Origin of the sequence: Holdemania filiformis (genome assembly GCF_003459085.1) — a bacterium.
Taxonomy (GTDB): domain Bacteria; phylum Bacillota_I; class Bacilli_A; order Erysipelotrichales; family Erysipelotrichaceae; genus Holdemania; species Holdemania filiformis.
Genome location: NZ_QRUP01000006.1, coordinates 1 through 19,430 on the forward strand (window position 1 = coordinate 1; position 19,430 = coordinate 19,430).

General features: G+C 50.5%; 20 protein-coding genes. 3 read left to right on the forward strand and 17 right to left on the reverse strand.

The features are described from left to right. Nucleotides 1-187 precede the first annotated feature (187 nt). From DWY25_RS06145 to DWY25_RS06170, 6 genes are all read right to left on the reverse strand, one after another. Nucleotides 188-976: an HAD-IIB family hydrolase gene (locus DWY25_RS06145; RefSeq protein ID WP_117894499.1), complete on the reverse strand. Its 789-nt coding sequence runs from the start codon at nt 974-976 to the stop codon at nt 188-190. Between the two features lie 134 nt (nt 977-1,110). Then, nucleotides 1,111-1,593 carry a PssE/Cps14G family polysaccharide biosynthesis glycosyltransferase gene (gene pssE / locus DWY25_RS06150; RefSeq protein ID WP_181981721.1) on the reverse strand — a complete coding sequence of 161 codons (483 nt, stop codon included), beginning with the start codon at nt 1,591-1,593 and terminating at the stop codon, nt 1,111-1,113. Continuing rightward, complete coding sequence (pssD, locus tag DWY25_RS06155) at nt 1,593-2,063, reverse strand: PssD/Cps14F family polysaccharide biosynthesis glycosyltransferase (RefSeq protein ID WP_006059271.1); 471 nt, start codon at nt 2,061-2,063, stop codon at nt 1,593-1,595. Before pssD ends, pssE begins: the two co-directional genes overlap by 1 nt. Before the next feature lie 52 nt (nt 2,064-2,115). Continuing rightward, entirely contained in the window at nt 2,116-3,822 is a 1,707-nt protein-coding gene (ptsP, locus tag DWY25_RS06160; protein WP_117894501.1) for a phosphoenolpyruvate--protein phosphotransferase, read from the reverse strand. A gap of 11 nt (nt 3,823-3,833) precedes the next feature. Further along, entirely contained in the window at nt 3,834-4,061 is a 228-nt protein-coding gene (locus DWY25_RS06165) for a phosphopantetheine-binding protein (protein WP_006059269.1), read from the reverse strand. A 32-nt stretch (nt 4,062-4,093) separates the two neighbouring features. Beyond that, entirely contained in the window at nt 4,094-4,426 is a 333-nt protein-coding gene (locus tag DWY25_RS06170; protein ID WP_006059268.1) for an MG284/MPN403 family protein, read from the reverse strand. Nucleotides 4,427-4,662: 236 nt separating this feature from the next. Here DWY25_RS06170 and DWY25_RS06175 point away from each other — a divergent pair, with 236 nt between their 5' ends. Continuing rightward, entirely contained in the window at nt 4,663-5,313 is a 651-nt protein-coding gene (locus DWY25_RS06175; protein ID WP_117894502.1) for a hypothetical protein, read from the forward strand. Between the two features lie 172 nt (nt 5,314-5,485). Next, nucleotides 5,486-8,494 (forward strand): bifunctional diguanylate cyclase/phosphodiesterase, encoded by a 3,009-nt coding sequence (locus tag DWY25_RS06180; RefSeq protein WP_117894503.1) that lies wholly within the window; start codon nt 5,486-5,488, stop codon nt 8,492-8,494. A 258-nt stretch (nt 8,495-8,752) separates the two neighbouring features. On the opposite strand, the gene nudC is transcribed toward DWY25_RS06180, so the two are convergent. The 8 genes from nudC to DWY25_RS06220 all read right to left on the reverse strand — a co-directional run bounded on the left by nudC (nt 8,753) and on the right by DWY25_RS06220 (nt 15,118). Then, nucleotides 8,753-9,583, reverse strand: coding sequence for an NAD(+) diphosphatase (nudC, locus tag DWY25_RS06185; protein WP_117894504.1), 831 nt, complete (start codon nt 9,581-9,583; stop codon nt 8,753-8,755). Between the two features lie 54 nt (nt 9,584-9,637). Beyond that, nucleotides 9,638-10,078 (reverse strand): hypothetical protein, encoded by a 441-nt coding sequence (locus tag DWY25_RS06190; protein ID WP_117894505.1) that lies wholly within the window; start codon nt 10,076-10,078, stop codon nt 9,638-9,640. Nucleotides 10,079-10,237: 159 nt separating this feature from the next. Then, the gene (locus DWY25_RS06195) at nt 10,238-10,585 is read right to left on the reverse strand and encodes a DsrE family protein (protein WP_117894506.1); all 348 of its coding nucleotides are present in this window, start codon (nt 10,583-10,585) and stop codon (nt 10,238-10,240) included. 76 nt (nt 10,586-10,661) lie between these two features. After that, a complete protein-coding gene (locus DWY25_RS06200) occupies nt 10,662-11,201 on the reverse strand; it encodes a ClbS/DfsB family four-helix bundle protein (RefSeq protein WP_117894507.1) in 540 nt (179 codons plus the stop codon). A 392-nt stretch (nt 11,202-11,593) separates the two neighbouring features. Then, a complete protein-coding gene (locus DWY25_RS06205; RefSeq protein WP_117894508.1) occupies nt 11,594-13,045 on the reverse strand; it encodes a glycoside hydrolase family 1 protein in 1,452 nt (483 codons plus the stop codon). Nucleotides 13,046-13,066: 21 nt separating this feature from the next. Next, entirely contained in the window at nt 13,067-13,435 is a 369-nt protein-coding gene (locus DWY25_RS06210; protein ID WP_117894509.1) for a PTS sugar transporter subunit IIA, read from the reverse strand. Nucleotides 13,436-13,521: 86 nt separating this feature from the next. Beyond that, the gene (locus DWY25_RS06215) at nt 13,522-14,766 is read right to left on the reverse strand and encodes a PTS sugar transporter subunit IIC (protein ID WP_117894510.1); all 1,245 of its coding nucleotides are present in this window, start codon (nt 14,764-14,766) and stop codon (nt 13,522-13,524) included. A gap of 22 nt (nt 14,767-14,788) precedes the next feature. Next, on the reverse strand, nt 14,789-15,118 hold the full coding sequence (locus tag DWY25_RS06220; protein ID WP_117894511.1) for a PTS sugar transporter subunit IIB: 330 nt from the start codon (nt 15,116-15,118) through the stop codon (nt 14,789-14,791). Nucleotides 15,119-15,312: 194 nt separating this feature from the next. Between DWY25_RS06220 and DWY25_RS06225 the strand changes: the two genes are divergently transcribed. Then, on the forward strand, nt 15,313-17,208 hold the full coding sequence (locus DWY25_RS06225) for a BglG family transcription antiterminator (protein ID WP_117894512.1): 1,896 nt from the start codon (nt 15,313-15,315) through the stop codon (nt 17,206-17,208). A 240-nt stretch (nt 17,209-17,448) separates the two neighbouring features. On the opposite strand, the gene DWY25_RS06230 is transcribed toward DWY25_RS06225, so the two are convergent. The 3 genes from DWY25_RS06230 to sigK all read right to left on the reverse strand — a co-directional run bounded on the left by DWY25_RS06230 (nt 17,449) and on the right by sigK (nt 19,429). Further along, nucleotides 17,449-18,033: a cytidylate kinase-like family protein gene (locus DWY25_RS06230; protein WP_039864332.1), complete on the reverse strand. Its 585-nt coding sequence runs from the start codon at nt 18,031-18,033 to the stop codon at nt 17,449-17,451. 128 nt (nt 18,034-18,161) lie between these two features. After that, nucleotides 18,162-18,665 (reverse strand): MarR family winged helix-turn-helix transcriptional regulator, encoded by a 504-nt coding sequence (locus DWY25_RS06235; RefSeq protein WP_117894513.1) that lies wholly within the window; start codon nt 18,663-18,665, stop codon nt 18,162-18,164. Between the two features lie 65 nt (nt 18,666-18,730). Beyond that, on the reverse strand, nt 18,731-19,429 hold the full coding sequence (gene sigK / locus DWY25_RS06240; protein WP_117894514.1) for an RNA polymerase sporulation sigma factor SigK: 699 nt from the start codon (nt 19,427-19,429) through the stop codon (nt 18,731-18,733). Between the last annotated feature and the right edge of the window lies 1 nt (nt 19,430).

Sequence of the window (19,430 nt, forward strand, 5' to 3'; positions counted from 1 at the left end):
AGTTACGCATTTTTTTATTTTTTCCTATCCCTTATCTGTCACAGCCTCTTTTCTTTCGTTCCGCAACTCTGAAAAAAGCTTCCGCTGTTTGATCCTTATTTTTAACGGCTGGACAGTGATGCGGTTAATTCGAAGATTCAAGACAAAAAAAGACCGGATGATCTGTACGATCGTTCCGGTCCCGGATTTAATTTGAAGGGGACGCGTCTTCCAGATAATCCAGACAATCATCCACGGTATCGAACAACCGGCTGGCCGCCGCTTTAGCCGCTTCCACGCCGGAGCTCATCGCGAAACCATGCAGCCCCTCGATCATCGGAAGGTCGTTGTAATCGTCGCCGATCACATACACTTCGTCCGCCTTCAGCCAGGAAGCCGCCCACTCGACGCCGGTCTGCTTCGACACGCCCCGGGCAACGATATCCAGCGTTCCGCGGTTGAGATAGCTTTCCACCGCGTCACCGAACCTTTCCTGAATTTCCGCCTGCATTTCCGCCATCCGGCCGCGGTCGCTGATCCACGCCGCCAGCGAGATCATCCGGCCTTTCGCCAGCACTTCCGCCTCGCCGATCGTCTTGGCGAAGAACTTCTCGCGCCGCTCTAACGAGCGCGGACTCTGCACGATGTGTTCATTGACATGATAACCGCTGTCCTCGCCGTTACAGAATGTGAACGATTCGAAATCCGATTGCTTCAAATATTCGATCAAAGCGCACGCCCGGTCAAACGGAATCCAGTGCGCGGTTAAAATGTTCTGATCCCGATCCGCGATCAGCGCGCCGTTGGAACAGATAAAGACGTCCGGATCGACCTGATTGTGATGCGCTTCATCATAAATCGTATTCAGCGCGCGCCCGGTGACAATACCGAAGCGATGTCCATGACTCTGAAACTGAGCCACACGCGCGGCGGTTGCCGGATCCACCTGCGGCGCTAACCGCAGCGTTCCGTCGTAATCGGATGCTAAAAATTTCATTGACGTTCCTCCCCTGTCGTTTTAATTCAGCCGGATCGCAGGATGGATCCAGTATTCTTTTTTCAAACAGACCGATTGATCTCCAGCTTTCAGGCCGCAAAAAAACAGCGGCCTTTTACTTCCTGTTTTCCTGCCTACGCGTTAGTCTGAATCCAGTCGTCGATCAATTGAATCATGTTCGCCGTATTGCTGACAAGCAGCTTCGGCTCAAATGTCCGGACTTGTTTCAGCACCTCATCCAAGCGATCAAAGTCATGCAGCGCTAACAAATATCCCTGCTGCTCAAAGCTGGACACAATTTCCGTCTGATGATCGTTGTGATGCTCGTGATATTGCGCCAGCCGGGGCGCCGCGATGATCTTTTTCCCTAACCGCAGGCCGGCCATAATCGTTCCGACCCCGCCATGCGTGATCAACAGATCACACCGGGCTAACAGCTCGTCAAACTGTTCCATCGGAATCAGATCAAACAGCTTCATCTGCTCAGATTCAAAGGCGGTGCAGCCGGCCTGGACGATAACCTCATCGTTGATCGTTCCCTTCTTCAGCTGCTTTTCAATCGCTTCCAACAGCCGCGGGAAAGCCTTATCCTGCGTACCTAGCGTTACTAATATCATTAAAAGATCCACCCTCCCATCACAGCGTTCGGATACAGCTTCAGCATCGATTCCCATTGAACGATAAACAGGTCGGCAATCGGATAAACCAGCTTGCCCGCCTCCGTCTGCGTCGTGGAATTGGCGAACGTCTCAATCCAAATCACTTTCTTTTTGAAGAAATGCGCGATAAAACACATCGGCACCGCGGTATGCGTTCCGGTTGTGATGACGACATCCGGGCGGATGCGGACAAACAGCGCGAAGCTTTTGATGATGTTCCACGCAAAAATAAACAGATACGGCAGCAGATGCTGCTTTGTGCCGTAAGCCAGATAATGCATTCGTTTTCCATACTTTTGCTTTAAAGAAGCGTTCGATTTTGTCTTTTCCGTGACCAGCGACGCTTCGTAGTGTTGAAACAGCGGTTCCAGCTGCAAGAGCTCGGTTAAATGACCGCCGGTTGAAGAAATAAAGAGGACTCTTTTCATGGTATCACCTGCGCATAAAAATAAAGAGTGGAGTTCCACTCTTTATTTTACATTATTTTAAGCTGTTTTTCACTAATTCTGTAACTTCTTTGATATTGCCGCACTGCAGAGCCTTTTCCGCCATGACTTCCATTTCCTGCTTGGACAGGGAACGGATCATCTTGCGGGTACGCAGAATGCTGGAAGCGGACATCGAGAATTCATCCAGACCCAGACCTAACAGTACCGGCGCAGCCAGCTCGTCGCCCGCCATTTCACCGCACATGCCGACCCACTTGCCTTCCTTGTGCGCACCGTCGATCGTCACCTTGACCAGACGCAGGATAGACGGATTCAGCGGCTGATACAGATAGGAAACCTTTTCCGACATTCTGTCGGCGGCCATCGAATACTGAATCAGGTCATTGGTGCCGATGGAGAAGAAATCCGCTTCCTTGGCAAACTGATCCGCCAGCACCGCTGCCGCCGGGATTTCAACCATCATGCCGACTTCAATATGATCGGAAACGGCAACGCCTTCGCTGACCAGCTTCGCCTTTTCTTCTTCAAACAGCGCTTTTGCCTGACGGAATTCGTCCAGCGTCGCGATCATCGGGAACATGATGCACAGCTTGCCGTAAACCGAAGCCCGGATCAAAGCGCGCAGCTGAGTTCTGAAAATATCAGTTCTGTCCAAGCACAGACGAATGGCGCGGTAGCCCAGGAACGGATTCATTTCTTCCGGGAACGTGAAGTACGGCAGTTTCTTATCGCCGCCGATATCCAGCGTCCGAACGACGACCTTCTTGCCGCCCATGCCTTCTAATACCGCTTTGTAAGCCTCGAACTGTTCGTCCTCGCTCGGGAAGTCCAGTTCGCTGTCCATATATAAGAACTCTGTGCGGTACAGGCCGACGCCTTCGCCGCCGTTGTTCAGAACGCCTTCGACATCCTTCGGTGTGCCGATGTTGCCGGCCAGTTCAACCTCATGACCGTCTGTCGTCACACTCTTGGCGTCTTTCAGAACCTTTAACGCTTCTTTTTCCGCCTTGAACGCTTCCGCCTTGGCTTCATATTCTTTAACCTGTTCCGGCGTCGGATTCAGGATGACCTGACCTTCAACCGCGTCCAGGATCAGCAGATCGCCCTGACTGGCCTGTTCCATGATGCCGGCACAGCCGACAACCGCCGGGATTTCCAGGCTTCTTGCCATAATCGCGGAGTGCGACGTGCGGCCGCCGGTCGCTGTCGCGAAACCTAATGTAAACTGCTTGTTCAGCTGAGCGGTATCGGACGGCGTTAAATCCTCCGCCACGATGACGACTTCTTCATTGATTGTCGTCAGATCCGGAATTACCGCGCCGACGATGTTGCATTTCAGACGGAATGTAACGTCCTTGACATCGGCAGCTCTTTCCTTGAAATAATCGTTGTCCATCGATTCAAACATGGAAATCATCATGTTCGCGACGGTTTCCGTAGCGAATTCCGCGTTGCAGCTTTCATTCTTGATCATTTCCTCGATCTGTCCGGACAGTTCCGGATCGTTCGCCATCATCAGATGAGCGTCGAAAATCGCCAGCTCTTCCTCCGAAAGTTTTCCTTCCGCTTTCGCCTTGACCGCTTCAATATCCGCCTGCGTCTTGACCAGGGCAGCCTGGAACTTCGCGACTTCCGCCGCGCTGTCACATTCTTTCTTTTCGATGTTCAAGACCGGCTGTTGGAGCTTATACACTTTTGCGATAGCGATTCCTGACGATGCTGCGATACCTTTTAACATACTGCTTCCTCCTAATTTGATATCTCTTGCGACAAATCCAGCACATCCTGAACGGTACTCAGTTTCAGCATGGCTTCATCCTCAAATGTCAGGTTCATTTTTTCCTCGAAATTTAAGAGAATTTCCACCAGATCCACGGAATCAATGCCCAGCTCTCTGAGGTTCGTCCGGGGTGTAATTTCGGCGTTGTCTTTCACCTTTTCAGCCAACAAGGACCTCAACAGTTCAAACGTTTCCATCTTTCCACCTCTACCAGAAATGATATCATTTTTTACACGTTCAGGCAATCCATAAATTCATGGATCGCCCGCTGGCGAAGCCGATAAAACGTGCTTTTTGTATAGTAATTATAAAACCAGCCGTCAGCGCTTTCATCCAGAAATTCCCGGACGATGATTTCACGGTAAGTTTCAGGCATCGCTTCCAGCGCGCTTTCATACAAAGCGACGGTCAGCTCATCGCACTGCTGCTGATCTTTATGCTCCTGTTTCTTCTCCGGCGTAAGAAACCGGTGCAGTTTTAAACGTTGGCAGGATTTGCGGTAACATTGCGTCAGATACCGGATCACGCCCTCCTGTTCGCGGCATTTCAGCGGTTTGTTCATAGCGTCTCCTCCTTCCGGGATTTTTTACCCGCTATTATACTTATTCGCGCATTTTCGCTAAATTCCTTGTTTTTTCTCGCTTATCGTGAATTTTTTTATTTCCTGCTTCTTTTTTCATTTATTTTTCGTCTTAAAACTCAAAAAAACATTGATTTTCTGCCGCAGGTTTCATTTACAATACGGTTTCATCGTGACAATTATTCCGGTTTAGATTACAATAATGACGGAGGTTTCCCATGAATAAAACAACGATATCCATACCTAAAATATTAATTTCATTAATCGTTTACTTCGCCCTGCCGCTCAGTGCGGCCTGGCTGAACCAGTTCGTCGATTCCATGACGATCACCCATACGATGATATATAGCGCAACCGCATTGATTTTAATCAGTCTGAACTGGGAGGTTTTCAGTCTGCATCTGCAGCGGTTCGCTAAAAATATGAAAGACTGTCTGTTGTTCACGCTGATCTGCTTCATCGTCATCATTCTGCTGCAGCTCGCCTATCATTTTCTTCTGCGCCCGGATAACACCATTCTGGAACGCGAAATTCTGCTCCATTACACCTTCTTTATTCCGGCGATGGTCCTGGCCTACTCTGTCTGTTACGCCGTCAGCTTCACACTGGCATTCAAGATCTTTGTCGACCGCATTCACCTGCAGGTCAACGAGTCGATGACCATTCTGATCTCCGGCTTTCTGTTCGGTTTTCTGTGCACGGTCAGTCTGCTTCCCTCGACCTTCGATCAGTTCCTGCGGCTGTTCGGTTATTTCTTTTTAACCTCGACGCTGGCTTCCTACGCTTACAATCAGACCCACTCGATCATCCCGATGACACTGGCCTACTCACTTGTTCTGTTAGGAAACATTCTTCTAATTCTGATCTGATTTCATTACATTTGAAAAGCAGCGGCGCTCCCGCTGTTTTTTTATGAAATAAGATACGAATTGTGTTGGAAAAAGCCAGAGAATTCCTTATGAATTGTTAGGAATCGCCCCTTTTTCAGGGAAATTTGTTATAATGAAACAAACCTTATTTTTATGACTGGAGGGATTAGCCATGACAGCCTCCTCTTTCAGTAACGAACAAAATTCAACACCCTTCGCCGCCGATTGCGCGGATCTGATCGAATTTCTGCGAGCCCGCGACGGACAAAGTCAGGTTCAGGCCCTGAGCCGGATTCTGAAACCGTTCGGATTCCAGACTCTCACCTTGTACCGGCTGTTGTTCTCCGATTGGGAAAGCTGGTCGGAAGATCCCGCTCCTGCGCCAAAAATCAGTCCGGAAGAAATGAACCAAATTCAAGAAATATTAAAAAACTGTGATCTTTACATCAAAAACGACGAACTCTGGACTTCGCTGCAGACGCAGCCGGAGACCTTGCTTTATTGGCGGCGCGAAGAAAAAGAATGGAAAGAAACGGAGCTGACTTTCATCCGGCAGCTGCGCCAGTATACCGCAACCTATTCCAGTTCTCTGGACAATCGTCAAAACGAAATTCGTTTTTTCCATGAAATCATGGATCAGATGCCAACGCATCTATGGATTGCAGACGCTCAAACCCATGAAATTTTATTTATGAACCAGGCCATGAAAGACGATTTTCAGCTGGCTTCGCCGGAAGGCCAGCCCTGTTGGAAGGTACTGCAGCGAGGGATGAACGGACCATGCCGTTTCTGTCCGCTGCCGACGCTGGCCGCTCAGTCAGATCAAAAGCTGCCGCATACGCAGGGAGAACGGAAAAACACGCTGAACCAGCGCATCTACCGCAACCGCGACAGTCTGATCCATTGGATCGACGGCCGCCTCGTTCATTTTCAGCACGCGATCGACGTAACGGAATCACACCGTCTGCGCCTGGACGCCGACACCGACGAGCTAACGCTGATTCCCAATCGGCGGGCCGGTCTGCGCACGCTGGACGAACTGCTCGAACAAGTCGGTCAGGGACAATTGAGCATCACGGCAGCGATGCTGGACATCGATCAGTTAAAAGTGGTCAACGATCAATTCGGTCATCGGGAAGGCGACGTTCTGATCCGTCAGATCAGCCGGACCCTAACCGGCTTGCTTCGCCGGGAAGATTTATTTTTCCGACTGAGCGGCGATGAATTTATCCTGGTTTTGATCGATCAGCCTGTCTCCGCCGGAACAGCCCTGCTCAACCAGGCGCAGCAGCAGCTTCGGCAATGGGCTGAAGCGGAAAAGAAAGCTTACCGATGCAGCTTCTGTTACGGCTTGATCTTTGTCGCCGCAGGGCTTCAGCTTGCCTGCGGCACGCTGCTCTCCCAAGTTGACGATGCGATGTATACGCAAAAGCGGCTGCTTCACATCCAGCTCAAAGAATCGGAAAAGGCACAGATGCAGCTCAAGGAATATCACGGCGAGGTCTCGTTCAGCTATGATTCCGCTTATTTATATGACGCGCTGGTCGAAAGTACCGATGATTACATCTTTATCAATAACCTGCGCGACGATGTGTTCCGCTATCCCCAGGCGATGGTCGAGGAATTCGGTCTGCCTGGTCAGATCGTGCGCAACGCAGCGGCCGTGTGGGGGGAAAAGGTTCATCCTGACGACAAAGCGGCATTCTTAGAAGCCAATCAGATCATTCTGGACGGCCGTGCCACTTCGCACAACGTCGAATACCGCGCGCTCAATCAGCGGGGCGAGTGGGTTTGGGTCCGCTGCCGCGGCAAGGTTGTATTTGATGAGAACGGCAGTCCGGTGTTGTTCGCCGGCATTATCTCCAATCTCAGCCGGAAAAATAAAACGGACCGGATCACCGGTTTGTTCAATAAGATGGTTTACCGCGAGGAAACGCAGCGGCTGATAACCCGCCGGCCGGATACGCCGCTGGCGATCATGCAGCTGGGTCTGGATGATTTCAAACACATCAACGATTTATACGACCGCAGCTTTGGCGACGAAGTTCTGCGGATCAGCGCCCAGCGGATTATGAGCCTGCTTCCGGAAAATGCCGAGGTTTACCGGCTGGATGGGGATGAGTTCGGCATTCTGATCAGCGGCTGCCAGCCTGAGGCTATCCGCGGAATCTATAAAAAGCTGCAGACCGCCTTTGATCAGCAGATGATTTACGAAGGAAAACGGTATTATTGCACGCTTTCCGCCGGCTGCGCGGTTTACCCGCAGGATGCCCGGAGCTTCCTGGAGCTTGTTAAAGCGGCCGGCTATGCCCTGGAACAGGCCAAGCTCAACGGGAAAAACCGGCTAGAATTCTTTACCCGTCAGATCCTGGCCCGCAAGATTCGTTCCTTGGGGATTATTGAAAAAATGCGTGAATCCGTCGATCAAAATTACGCCGGTTTCTTCTTAATGTATCAGCCGCAGGTCAGCGTCACAACCGGCCAATGGATCGGCTTTGAAGCGCTGACCCGATGGCAGAAGGAGCCGTATGGCTTCGTGCCGCCCAATGAATTTATCCCGCTCCTGGAAGAAAGCGGCATGATCAGTCCGGTTGGGCGCTGGATTTTCCGGCAGGCTTGCGCGAAGTGTGCGCAATGGTCCGCCCTGGCTCCAGCCTTGACCATGAGCATCAATCTTTCGTATCTGCAGCTGATGGAACCGGACTTTATTGATTATATGCAGGAAACGCTCGCGGCGACGCAGGTGGATCCCGGCCGGATCATCGTTGAAATGACCGAATCGGTCATCGCGTCACGCGCTCATGCCTTGGAACATTTGTTCCAGCGGATTCACGATCTGGGAATGCGGATCGCGATGGATGATTTTGGAACCGGATATTCCAGTCTGGACATGCTGAAGAAAATGCCGGCGGATATCGTCAAGATTGACCGCGCCTTCGTGCATGGCGTGGACGCAAGTAATTTTGACGAATCATTTATTCAATTCATCGTGGCGATCTGCCATAAGGTCAATATCGAAGTTTGCGCTGAAGGCGTGGAAACGGAAGCCGAGTTTCAGATCTTGTATCCGATGAACGTCGATACGATCCAGGGATACTATTTCGGGAAACCGATGCGGGAGGAAGAAATTAACCAGAAACTTAAGGCCATGGTGAGTTCTGGACAAGACGCTGTAAAGTAACGTCAATCCAACCGCCGGTTTTTACAGCTATTGGATTTTGATATCAAAATGGTAATGAACGGATCATTCTTAAACCGGCAAAGTAGAATTTTGCCGCCGCCGTTATCCCCTTTCGCGATAACGGCTTTTTTTATGCTGAGGAGAAAAACTGAAAAAAGCAGGAACAGGCCCTGCTTTTAACTAACCTCATTTTATTCCGCGCCGCCGATCTCTTCCCAATTTTCAAGATCGCTAAAGCACAGGATCCTCCTGGAGATTTTACAAGCGTCCCTGACGGAAACGTTCGATCATCTGATGCCCGATACTTAACGGATCTGCATTCTCCGGAAGTTCTTCCGTACTCATCCATCGGGCCGCGGCAATTTCCTCCGCCTGCAGCGTAAGCTTTGGGCTGCCGTCCAGATCAGCAACAAACGCCATCATCTGTGTCGAAGAAAACGCCCACGGCTGCGAACCGTAATAACGCAGGTTTTTGACCTTCAGACCGACTTCCTCCGCGACTTCCCGCGCGACGGCCTGTTCCAGCGTTTCCCCGATTTCAACATAGCCGGCCACCAGCGCCATACGCCGGCCCGTCGAATGTCCCTGAACGACAAGCAGTTTGTTCTGGCTGCGATCGATCACCGCGGTAATGACACAGGGCGAAATCTGCGGATATTCGACCCGGCCGCACTGCGGACAAACGCGGGCCCGTTCCCGCGGACTGTCGCACAAAGCCTGACCGCAGATGCCGCAAAAGCGCCGGGTTTGACGCCAGCGCTTCAGCTGAACCGCGGTAATTCCGGCCATTGCCAAATAATTCGGCTTCAGCTCGCGGAACTGTGCGATCGGAAACCAACATAAAAAAGACAGATCGACCGAAGTCTCGTTCAGAAAATAAGCCTCCTCATTGATTCTGAATAGAAAAATCAGAGCTGCGGCTTCCGCTTGCGTCAGGGACAGCTCCGCGAAACGGGGATAGTCCAATCCTTCCGGACGCCGGATCATCGCCACCTGTTCCTCGCGGAACATCAGGATCCGATCCGACGGCTGCGGCTGCCGCGGTTCATATTGATTGTAAAAGTGATACGGATTGATTTCTTCGATCATGATAAGCCTCCTGAATACTCTCAGGATTATATCACATTTTATCAAAAATCGGTCTTACCACCAGAAAAAGACACGCGGAGCACGCAGCCGCAATGTCGCGGGAGAAGCCAGGTGCAGCGACAGGCGCAGCTGTTCAGCCCCTTGCGGAATCGCGCGGCATTGATATTTCCACTGCCACTCCGTCCCGACGGTCAGCGCTATTTGTTCTTCCTTCACCAGCGTACCATCCTGCTTCTGATAGCGCAGCATCATTCTAACCGGTGTGTTCCGGCTGGCCCGCATCCAGCCGCTTAAATATAGTTGGGTGCGGTCTTTGACCCAGATCGGCAGCGCATAGTTCAGCTGCGTATTCTGCCGGCTGGAAGTGTGCGTCATAACGCACGCATGATGTCCTTGAGCCGCCGGATCCTGCCAGCGGACATTCCCCTGGGATGTGAAATACAACAGGGAATCCTCAGGACCCGGACGAAACTGAGCATTGTGCAGATGATTCATAATGAGATCCTCCTTTAGAAATCCAAGATTTCCTAACCCAGCGTATGCTTTTTTCATCGTTGCTTCTGAGCGTTTCGCCGTCCGTGGTAAAAGAAAAAGACCGCTGGATTGGGCGATCTTTTAAGCTTTGTGTCAATTCTTGCGGGAGACTGGGCTGACTTAGGGTTTAATATACGCGAAGCCTGCCTGCTGCTTCTGCGCCAGCTCGATCACCCCGGCCGGTACAACAACCGTCTTCTCGATCAGGCTTTCCGGGTTCAGCGCCTGCGCGCGCAGCGCGTTGCGGCAGGCGGCGAAGACCACGCCCTCGGCTTTGGCCTGCGCCATGACGACATTCAGCGAATCGGGCAGAATCCCCGGCAGATAGCCCCGGACCGCGGGGCCGTTAGCCAATACTTCGATTTCATAAGATTCCTGATTCTGATGCAGTCCGTCGAGCATGTTGCGGACGTTGCCCAGCGTCATTGTCCAGGCCTCCATCGTGTCGATATGATAAATCACTTTCACACTTTCGCCTTCCTTCTGTGTTCTATTGTATCACAGCCTGGAAAAAAGTCTGAAACGATGCATTCTGGCCGAGGCATCAAGCCTTACAGTTTTTGATATGGGCTTTCAGCTTCTTAACCGCCCAGTCGTAATGGCTGGACGTGCAGCTGACAAAATAAGATCCAAGCGTGCTGCCGCCGACCCAGGTATAGATACCTTTGGCAAACAGCTGTTCGTTGGTGAACGTTTCCGCCAGCGCCATCACGGCTTTGTGCGACTGATCCAGCTGTTTCTTCGCCTGTTCCAGCGTCGTCGCCTGATGTTTTTTCCAGAAGCCGACGTTCATCACACCGTAGGTTTTCCAGTTATAGGGCTCAGGGATAAACGGCTTGGCCTCGCCCTTTTGATTCGCGTCAATCCAGTTCAGGATCAGCTGGTGCCATTCATAGAGATGAATCAGTACGTCTTTCAAGTTCTGATCACGTTTCCAGTGCGCTTCTTTTTTCTTTTCGTCGTTTTCAAAATGGAACGGCGTATTCAGTTCGGTTTCCGTCAGAGTGCCGATCAGGTTCAGCAGTTTTTCATAATTGGTATTCGCAGCGAGAATCAGGTCTTGTTTCGTCGTCGGTCGGCTCATCATTTTTCCTCATCCGTTCCTGATCTAAAGTTCAGGGAACGCTTTCTTTTTTATAAGTCTATCATACAGCATGAAAGTTGACATCTGTATGTCAGCTTTAAATTCAAATAAAAAAGAATGCCGATGTTTTATAATCTATCCCCGAATTTCTTCTCCAGCTTATTTTGATCTGCGCTTGATTCCACTGCGGTTATCCGTCTGGCTGTTCGATTTTACTAACAGACTCCGATTTTATCCGGCCGTGTGTCCGCGGTTCGTTGCCTTTTAGTTCAGAAAAGGAAAGACCCGCGGCCTTTCCCTCTTCATTTCTTTCATGTGCGGTTTTATCAGCTGCCGCTTTTCCTGTTTTATCGTTTATTTCAGATAAGAAATATTGGGCTCACTGAAATTCGTTACAGCTCCGATCCCCGGCTGGCAATCACCCTCTGATACCAGGCAAAGGAATCCTTCTTAAACCGGTTGCCCGTGCCTTTTCCGTGATCATCCAGATCGACGTAAACGAAGCCATAGCGCTTGCTCATCTCTGCTGTTCCGGAGCTGACCAGATCGATCGGTCCCCATGGCAGATAGGCCAGAACCTTCACCCCGTCCTGCAGCGCTTCGCCGACCGCCTGGATATGCTGACGCAGATAGTCTATGCGGTAATCGTCGTGCACCGTCCCATCGACAAAGACATCCTCATAGCCAAAACCGTTCTCCGCGATCATGATCGGTTTCTGATACCGGTCCCAATACTGGCTGATCGCGTTGTACATCCCCAGCGGATCGATCGTCCAGCCCCAGGCATTCGCCTTTAAGTAGGGATTCTCGCTGATCGAAGCCGGGTCCATCGTGTTCTTCTGCGAATCGAGTGTGCGCGAATAATAATACGAGAACGCCAGGAAATCCAGCGTATTTTCTTTTAACAGCGCCTTATCCGCTTCCGTAATGTCAACGTGAATGTCATTCTCCTTAAAGTAGCGCAGCATGAAGCCCGGATATTCCCCGCGCAGCGGCACGTCGGCATAGAAATACTGCATCCGGATCCGCTTCATCGCAAACACAATATCCTCCGGCCGGCAGGTCGCCGGATAGTAGGTGCAGTCCGCCAGCATGATACCAATTTGAATTTCGGGATTAATCTTCTTCGCATACGCCTTGATTTGTGCATTGCACAGGAACTGATGATGTATTGCGATATATTGATCCTCGATCAGATTCTCGGTCTTATCCCGCAGAATTCCCAGTGACTTAAACGAACAATACTGAACTAAGTTCGTCTGGTTGAACGGAATCCAGTATTTGACAAGATGGCTGTAGCGGTCTAACAGCACCTTGGCGTAGCGTACCATGAATTCAATCAGCTGCGGATTCTTGAAGCCGCCGTATTCCGTCAACAGCGGCAGCGGGATATCGTAATGAAACATCGTAACGATCGGCTCCATGCCGGCGTCAATCACCTCGCGGATGACCTGATCGTAGAATTGCAGGCCCTTTTCATTCGGCTCCCGCTCATCCCCGCGGGGAAAAATCCGCGGCCATGCGATCGAAAACCGGAAGCTGTTCATGCCCATTTCCTTCATCAGCGCAATGTCTTCCTTATAGCGGTAATAGAAGCCGTTCCCGTACCGTTTCGGATAGTACCCTTCCTGATCGGCAACAGCCGCCGCCAGAGTCGCACTGGTATGTTCGTTTTCCACCAGCTTCTTCCGATAGCGGATCCGGTCCAGCTGATCGTTGTATTGATGGATGTCCGACGTAGACAAACCGCGTCCGTCTACATCGTAAGCCCCTTCGATCTGGCAGGCCGCCGTCGCGCCGCCCCACAGAAAGTCCTGCGGAAACTTGTATTTTTCTTTTTCCATCGGGTTTCCTCCTGTTTTGAACTACTGCGAACCAACGATCAGTTCGTACAGTTCGATCAGCCGCTTCACCTGGCTGACCTCACACATCGTCGTCATCAAATGATCCTGGGCGTGAGTAAACAACAGTGACGGCGCGTGCGCCAGGCCGCGGGCTTCCTCCTGAATCACCAGCGTCTGAGCCTGGTGCGCTTTCAGGATGCCTTCGGTTTCCGCTTGTTCCATTTTTGCGTAGGCCTCTTTGAATTTCTTTTCTTTGGCCAGCTGAAACGCTTCGTCAGCCAGGGTTTTCGCGCTGCCCGAATGCAGGATGATCTGCATCGCCACCTGATTTAAATCAATTTCTGAAACCTCAGCCGGTTCCAGCCGTTCCTCGTTTGAATATGTCATCATGTCGATCCTTTCTTTATGAAAATGGTCGGAGCTTGAAGTTATAAGCAGCCTTCCGGATGAAGGGATTGCCGGTCAGTTCCGCCGATTTAACCGTTGAGCGCTTCGCTCTGTTCCTCGGCAATCCGCTGTTTCTCATAGACCTTAAAGAACGGATACCAGGTTGCCAGATAGATCAGGAATAATACGACGTAGACCAGAATCGCCCGCAGGTCCTCGGTGATCATCACGCTTGAGAGCGGCGCGGGAATCTGACCGACCTGAATCATTTTGGACGGGATATTCAATAACCCGCTGCGCATCGTAAACCACACGACCAACGGCCCGGTGATCGAATTGATCCACATCGGCACCATCAGCAGCGGGTTCATGACGATCGGCGCGCTGTACATGATCGGCTCGTTAATATTGAAGATCGAAGGCAGAATCGTCAGCCGGCCGACGGTTTTCAGACTCTTGGATTTTGAGAAGCACATCAACAGATTCAGCGTCAGCGTCGCGCCCATGCCGCCCATCGTGATCAGACCGGCCGTAAACACCGCTTCGTTGGTCGCGATGTTCATCGGTGCCAGCCCGGCTTCCACTGCGGCAATGTTGGCGGCGATGCCGGCCATGAAGATCGGCGTTTTCACACCGTTCCACAGCCAGTGCGAAATGCCCAGCGTATAGAAGAACGTCATTAAGAAGATCAGCAGGACGAAGCCCGGCAGCGTCTGACCGAAGTTCTGAATCGGCGAGAAGGTCAGCAGCACCAGTGCGAACAGATCAATATTCAGATAGAAGGTTAAGAAGACGGTCAGGCCGATCGAGGTGATGATCGGAATGATATTCTGAACCCAGCCGATCACAAAATCCGGCAGGCTGGAATCGCCCAGCGGATTGAGTCTGCCGACCAGGTGGAACAGAATTGACACCATGTAGCCGGCCGCGATGCCGACGATGATGCCGGTTGGGCCGAAGCGGTTGAACTCAACGCTAAACATGCCGTTGGCGTCGATCACCGGCTTGATAAACATAATGAACACGGAAATCGCGGTTAATCCAGCATTGATCGTATATTTGGTATGGCCGAGCTTCTCCATCATCTGGTTGGCGACCATGAAGGCGGTCAGCAGCCCCAGCATGCCGAAGGAGAAGTTGATGATGCGGATGAAGTTCGGCAGCGCCGGAATGTATGAGCGCAGAACATTATACAGGTGGATGCAGGACCCGGTCAGAATAAACGGGATGATCTTCTGCATCGAACTGGATAAGGCGGCAACAACCGGTTTCTGTGAGAACTTGTTCATCGTTGGCGTAAAGGAATTCGTCAGCCAGTTCATAAAACGTTTCATATTTTTTCCTCCCCTGGTGAAATCAATGGTTTTCCTGCCGGCTCTGATGCAGCTCCACCGCCAGCTCGATCAGCTTTTCTCCGTCCAGACTGCCGTAGACCTTCTGCGGAATGACGCCGACCGCAACGTTGTAGGGCTTAGCCAATTCCGTGAATTTAGCCTTGAAGTTTTCATAGTGCGGGGCCAGCAGCAGGACGTTGATCTTCGGCAGATACAAGACCGCCTCGGTTTCGCTCTTGGCTTCGATTTTTACGTTAAGGCCTTTTTTCTTGGCGACCTTGCGCGCGCCCTGCGCCAGAAAGCCGCTGGACAAGCCGGCGCCGCAGCACAATAAGACTTGAATGGGTTCCATATTTTTTCTCCTTCCCTCACTCGCAGATTCATTATAATTTGTCTGTCCTTTCCCCTCAACCGAACCTTTGCACGCTGAGGTGCATGACTGACAGCTCAGGCCAGAACCTCTGCACCCTGCGGTGAAAGGGATTGAATTGATTAAGAATATCTTTACCTTTATAATAAGATCATAGGAAAAAGGCCGGTGAGAGTATGGCGATCAACAAAAAGAAAAATCTGATCCTTTATTTATGGGAACAGAACGTCCCCTGCACGGCTGCCGAGCTGGCTGATGTCTTAAACGTATCTGTCAGAACCGTTAAAATGTACGTCAAGGAGATCAACGCGCTTGCGCATCATAAGGTTGTGCTCTCCTCCAACAAGGGATACACCGCGCTCAAAATCAGTGACCTGTCATTTCTGGATGAACCGCAGACCTTCGCGATGAGTTATGCGGAACGTTCCGTCTATATCATTAAGAAAATTCTGATCGAACACCGGCAGCTCAATACCTTTGATCTGTGCGATGAATTGTTTATCAGCTATTCGACGCTGAAAAGCGACCTGGCAAAAATGAACACGCTGTATCAGATCTTTCACGTGCGCTTCTCGACGCAGAACGATCTGATTCAGATTCAAGGCTCAGAAAAAGACAAGCGCACCCTGCTTTCAAGCATCATCCGGCAGGAAACGCACAGCCGGATTTTGGATCTGGACACGCTGAAACAGTCGTTCAGTCCCGCTGAAATCGAAAAGATCTCGCAAATTCTCAACGACTTTTTCAAGCAGGGAACGTACAATCTCAACAACTTCTCCTATACCAATCTGCTTCTGCATTTTGCGATTCTGATCGAACGGGTAAAAACCGGCAATTACTTATCGGAAATCCGCGAGATCATGACGAAAAATCCCGAGGAGTTGGCGCTGGTCAGACAGCTTTCCGACCGGATTGAGCAGGATTTCAGCATCACGCTGAACGCCTATGAGAAAAATGAGATTTATATCTTTTTTAAGACGAATATCAATTATCTGGTCGATTCCAATTATGACAAGCTGCGGGAAGTGATCGGAGAGGATGTGCTGGACGTGATCGTGAAAATCATGGCGGAGGTCTCGCAGCTGTATTCCATCGATCTGAAGCATGAGAGCTTCATCATCCCGTTCGGTCTGCATATCAAAGCGCTGATCACGCGGGCTTCCTTAGGAAAATACAACCGCAATCCGCTGTCGGAGAAAATCAAGCAGGATTGTCCGATCATCTATGACATCGCTATTTTTATCGCGCTGCGGCTTTCGGAGATTTACCAGGTTGCGATTGCGGAGGATGAGGTCGCCTTTATCTTCCTGCATGTCGGCACGGAAATCGACCGCCAGAATTCCTCGAATGATAAGCTGAAATGTGTCCTGTTGTGTTCCGATTATCTGGGCCTGGAAAAGAAGATCTATGATCAGTTGACGCAGGACTACGCCGATGAGATTACGATTGACGCGGTTGTTTCCAGCTATGAAGAATTGGAAAGACAAACATTTGATCTGTTGATCACGATGATTCAGGATGAACGGAATTATAACTATCCTTCGCTGTTGATTCTGCCGTTTCAGCTTGATAAACAGAAAAATGAGATTCGGGAGAAGATTTATGAAATTCAGCAGGCGAAAAAGAAAGAGCTGATTTTTAATCATTTCGATCATTACTTCCATCCGGAACTGTTCTTTGTGATCGAAAACGGAAGCCGGGAAGACGCCATCCAAAAGGTCTGCGATAAAATGGAGGCCCTCGGCTACGTTTCCGCTTCGTTTACCACGTTCGTCAAAGAGCGGGAGAACGCGTCGTCCACGGCCTTCGGCAGCATCGCGATTCCCCATTCGGTGCACATGGACGCCTATCAGACCAAGATCGGCATCGCGGTCAGCCGCAGCGGAATAACCTGGGGAAGCAATCTTATCAACGTCATGCTTCTGATCGCGATCAATAAGTATGATAAGCAGATTCTTCTGACGATCAACGAATCGATTTTGTCCCTGTTTGAGAACCCGGAAATTCTCTTCCGGGTAAAAAATACGTCCAGCCTGGCGGAGTTCAAAGAAATTATCCTGCCGAATCTTTGAGAACATCACCATGGCACGCGGAAGTCCCTAGCCGCCGAAGGATCAAGGTTATGATGAACACTGAATAAATAAACGAAGGTTCTGGAGGTAAATTCCTGAAATCTTTTGCATGGAGAAATGCGGATCTGGATAAGATGATCCGTTTTTTTTGATAACGCTCAGCCGGCTTTGCCGAAAAGAAAAGCCTGACGTCCGTTCTCTGTTCACAGGCAGAATGGCACTCAGGCATTTTATAGAATTTTATTTTGTTTGTGAGCCATGCCAGTTCCTAGCCGCCAGCACGATCAGATCCTTTGCCAGATCCAGGCCGATCGAACTGTTGATCATCAGATCATAGGATCCGCTGTCGCCCCAGTTTTTATCGGTGTAATACTCGTAATAAGCCTTGCGCTCCTTGTCCGTCCGCAGCACCAGCGCCCGGATATCCCGTTCCTTGCGGTTATAAAACGTCTTGACCCGTTCAATCCGGTCCGGCAGCGGCGCGTTGATGAAAACACTCAGAATGTCCTGCCCCCGCAAAACATAATCCGCGCACCGGCCGACGATCACGCACGGCTGCACCGCCAGCTGCTGGATGATCTCCGACTGGGTCATAAACACCTGAACATCGATCATCTGCGTTAAACTGAACAATGGATTGCTCAGCACCGACCGTTTCCTTTCTTCATTTCTGACGACTTCCTCGGAAAAACCGGTCTGCGCCGCGGTCATCGAAATGACCTCTTTGTCATAATACGGAATTTTCAGCTCCTCCGCCACTTTGCGCGCAACGTCGCGGCCGGCCGAACCATATTGCCGGCTGACGGTGATAATAGGATACCCCATACTTCTTTCCCTCGCTTCCCTCGCTCTTACTAATCTCATTGTAGCAGGGAGGCTATGATTGTCAACGAAAAGAAAAGACCCGCTTCTCCGCGAGCCTTTCCGATACTTCATCATCGATTAAAACAAAACTAACCCTGATCTTCCGTTTTCACTTTTTTCCTGGATGCCGGCCGCCGCTTCGGCTTCTCGTTTTTCTCCAGCTCCGAGCGGAAGTAATTTAAAATCTTCTCCAGACTTTCGATCATGACTTCCTCTTTTTCCAACTCCAGATCAACGATGCAGCTGTCGACCATTTCTTCATGGAACTGATGATGAATCCGCAGCACTTCGTTTGCCTTGGCTGACAAAAGCAGCCGCACAACGCGCTTGTCCTGCAGATCCTTGCATTTCATGATATATCCTTTGCGCACCAGCGAATTCACCGCGACGCTCAGTGTGCCCGGCGTGACCATCTGCAGCCGCGCAACATCGCCCAGCGTCTTGGTTTCGCTTTTTTCCACATTCTCCAAAATATGAACTTCCGTCATGGAAAGCGTGACACCCTGATGCTTCATATACTGTTCTTCAATAAATAAAATATGGTTAAATACTTCAACCAGCAAACCATTGACTGTCTCGCGAACACGATTCATGATGCCACCTCCGACGTGTTCATTGTAGCCTTTTCGTTCAGGCTCTGTCAAGGTTTATCCCGGTTTTATTCCTGCTTGATCAACTGATTCCTAAGCTTCTGGATAATTCGTTTTTCTAACCTTGAGATATACGACTGTGAGATTCCCAGCTGATCGGCAATGTCTTTCTGCGTCAGTTCCTCATGATTGATGCCGTAGCGCATTTCTAAGATCATCCGCTCGTTCTCTTTCAACTTGCTCATGGCTTTTAACAGCTGGCGCTTGTCTTCCTCGGCATAGAAGCTTTCCGCGACGATGTCGCCTTCTGTTCCCAAAATGTCGGACAGCAGCAGCTCGTTGCCGTCGTAATCGACGTTGAGCGGCTCGTCAAACGAAATCTCGGTTTTCCGCCGGCTCTTCTTGCGCAAAAACATCAGAATTTCGTTTTCAATGCAGCGCGAGGCATAGGTAACCAGCTTGATATTTTTATCCCGCTTAAACGTATTCACAGCTTTGATCAGGCCGATCGTTCCGATACTGATCAGATCCTCCATGAAAATCGGATTGGTTTCATAACGCTTGGCGATGTAGACGACCAGGCGCAGATTGTGTTCGATCAGCGTATCGCGGGCCTGTTGATCGCCGTTTTCCAGCGCGATCAGCGCCGCTTCCTCCTCATCGCGGGCAAGCGGATGCGGCAAGACGTCGTTGCCTTGAATAAAATGAACATGACGATTTCGTTTTCCGAACAAAAAAGCTTTTAATTTGCATAACCAACGTTTCATT

Excerpts from the sequence above, each read along its gene's own strand:
- DWY25_RS06145 (WP_117894499.1), bottom strand. The coding sequence starts at position 976 with ATGAAATTTTTAGCATCCGATTACGACGGAACGCTGCGGTTAGCGCCG.
- pssE (WP_181981721.1), bottom strand. The coding sequence starts at position 1,593 with ATGATATTAGTAACGCTAGGTACGCAGGATAAGGCTTTCCCGCGGCTG.
- pssD (WP_006059271.1), bottom strand. The coding sequence starts at position 2,063 with ATGAAAAGAGTCCTCTTTATTTCTTCAACCGGCGGTCATTTAACCGAG.
- ptsP (WP_117894501.1), bottom strand. The coding sequence starts at position 3,822 with ATGTTAAAAGGTATCGCAGCATCGTCAGGAATCGCTATCGCAAAAGTG.
- DWY25_RS06165 (WP_006059269.1), bottom strand. The coding sequence starts at position 4,061 with ATGGAAACGTTTGAACTGTTGAGGTCCTTGTTGGCTGAAAAGGTGAAA.
- DWY25_RS06170 (WP_006059268.1), bottom strand. The coding sequence starts at position 4,426 with ATGAACAAACCGCTGAAATGCCGCGAACAGGAGGGCGTGATCCGGTAT.
- DWY25_RS06175 (WP_117894502.1), top strand. The coding sequence starts at position 4,663 with ATGAATAAAACAACGATATCCATACCTAAAATATTAATTTCATTAATC.
- DWY25_RS06180 (WP_117894503.1), top strand. The coding sequence starts at position 5,486 with ATGACAGCCTCCTCTTTCAGTAACGAACAAAATTCAACACCCTTCGCC.
- nudC (WP_117894504.1), bottom strand. The coding sequence starts at position 9,583 with ATGATCGAAGAAATCAATCCGTATCACTTTTACAATCAATATGAACCG.
- DWY25_RS06190 (WP_117894505.1), bottom strand. The coding sequence starts at position 10,078 with ATGAATCATCTGCACAATGCTCAGTTTCGTCCGGGTCCTGAGGATTCC.
- DWY25_RS06200 (WP_117894507.1), bottom strand. The coding sequence starts at position 11,201 with ATGAGCCGACCGACGACGAAACAAGACCTGATTCTCGCTGCGAATACC.
- DWY25_RS06205 (WP_117894508.1), bottom strand. The coding sequence starts at position 13,045 with ATGGAAAAAGAAAAATACAAGTTTCCGCAGGACTTTCTGTGGGGCGGC.
- DWY25_RS06210 (WP_117894509.1), bottom strand. The coding sequence starts at position 13,435 with ATGATGACATATTCAAACGAGGAACGGCTGGAACCGGCTGAGGTTTCA.
- DWY25_RS06215 (WP_117894510.1), bottom strand. The coding sequence starts at position 14,766 with ATGAAACGTTTTATGAACTGGCTGACGAATTCCTTTACGCCAACGATG.
- DWY25_RS06220 (WP_117894511.1), bottom strand. The coding sequence starts at position 15,118 with ATGGAACCCATTCAAGTCTTATTGTGCTGCGGCGCCGGCTTGTCCAGC.
- DWY25_RS06225 (WP_117894512.1), top strand. The coding sequence starts at position 15,313 with ATGGCGATCAACAAAAAGAAAAATCTGATCCTTTATTTATGGGAACAG.
- DWY25_RS06230 (WP_039864332.1), bottom strand. The coding sequence starts at position 18,033 with ATGGGGTATCCTATTATCACCGTCAGCCGGCAATATGGTTCGGCCGGC.
- DWY25_RS06235 (WP_117894513.1), bottom strand. The coding sequence starts at position 18,665 with ATGAATCGTGTTCGCGAGACAGTCAATGGTTTGCTGGTTGAAGTATTT.
- sigK (WP_117894514.1), bottom strand. The coding sequence starts at position 19,429 with ATGAAACGTTGGTTATGCAAATTAAAAGCTTTTTTGTTCGGAAAACGA.